General features: G+C 60.2%; 1 protein-coding gene. It reads right to left on the reverse strand.

Features of this window, described 5'->3' with window-relative positions; genetic code table 11:
* Positions 1 to 279 precede the first annotated feature (279 nt).
* Positions 280 to 1,299 (reverse strand): IS110 family transposase, encoded by a 1,020-nt coding sequence (locus tag HWX25_RS32550; RefSeq protein WP_175912690.1) that lies wholly within the window; start codon positions 1,297 to 1,299, stop codon positions 280 to 282.
* Positions 1,300 to 1,426: the final 127 nt, after the last annotated feature.

Raw genomic sequence — 1,426 nt, forward strand, 5'->3', positions numbered from 1 at the left:
CTATATGAACGCGTCCCGTTTGCAACAGTTCTCGTGTGTTCCGACTGACAGGATGGGCTGCAGCTCTATATCCGGCCTTGTTGCAGCCAATACCGCCGCTGCGGGCCCCTATGAAATCTGCTGACCCGCGCCTCATTCTCCTAACGAGCTCTACGCTCCTGGCGACATTCAGGCTTGGCGGGCCCCGGTCCTACCTGACTCGTCATCACACTCGATTACTGCGCAACCTTTCGACGTTCACCCTGTGTCAATGTTGATCTTCTACCTCGCATGAACCGATCAGGCTGGTTTCACGCTGACGTAGCTCTTTCGATACGGTCGCTCATGAGCAAGCACCGCCCAGATCGTCCGCGCCATCTTGTTGGCCAGTGCGACGATCACGACATTCATTGGCCGCCGTTTCTTGATCTGCTCGACCCACGGCCCTGGTTCCCTCGCGTGGGTGAGCACGCTGCGCGCGCCATGAATCAGCAACGTACGCAGATACGTATCGCCTCTCTTGCTGATTCCGTGCAGATTCACCTTGCCGCCAGAGCCTGTCTGCTTGGGCACCAAACCCGCCCACGCCGCAAATTCCCGTCCCGATCTGAACGCTTTCGGATCGCCCATCATGGCCACTGCCGCGGTCGCCGTCAGCAGCCCCACACCTGGAATCTCACTGATCGCCTGCACCGCCCGATCTTCCTTTTTCCATTCGCGCATCCGACGCTCGATCTCGGCAATCTGCTCGTCCAGTCTCGCCAACCCAATCCACTGCTCGCGCAGCGTTTCGATCAGCGCCGCTGGCAAACGCTCCGCGATCCGGCCAAGCGCCGCCGGTATCTCCTTATCCAGTGCCGCCCGGCCACGGCTCATCACCTCGCCGTATTCCGTCAGCAGTCCACGCAGCCCGTTTATCTGCATCGTGCGGAACTTCACCAATTGCTCCCGCATCCGGTGCAGCGCCAACATTGCCTGCTGCATTTCCGTCTTCACCGCTATCGGCTTGCCCGGCTGCTGCACTGCCAGCCAGATCGCTCGCGCGTCTGCCGCATCGTTCTTGTTACGGATGTTGAATGCCTTCACGAACTCCGCCGGCATCAGCCGGACCTCGTGCCCCATCCGCTTCAGCGCTCGGGCCCAGTGGTGCGCTCCGCCACACGCCTCCATCCCGATTACGCACCGCTCGCGATTGGCGAAGTGCTCCAGGAACTTCGCACGCTTGATCGCCTTGTTCACGATCTCACCGCTTGCCTGATCAACGTAATGCACCTGGAACACGTTCTTGGCGATATCGACGCCCACGGCCATACTGTCCATCGTGGATCCTCCGGTTGCCGGGAAATGCGTGCATTTTCCACCTGGGCACATCGATGCCGTTGGCCCGTGAGGATCCACCCCTCTTTGCTCTCACGTGCATGGGTGGGACGCGTTCATTTCATTCTCC

Origin of the sequence: Burkholderia sp. BCC1640 (genome assembly GCF_902833125.1) — a bacterium.
GTDB lineage: Bacteria > Pseudomonadota > Gammaproteobacteria > Burkholderiales > Burkholderiaceae > Burkholderia > Burkholderia diffusa.

What these genes read in the sequence shown, in the direction of transcription:
- HWX25_RS32550 (WP_175912690.1), bottom strand. Translation starts at nt 1,299, where the DNA reads ATGGACAGTATGGCCGTGGGCGTCGATATCGCCAAGAACGTGTTCCAG.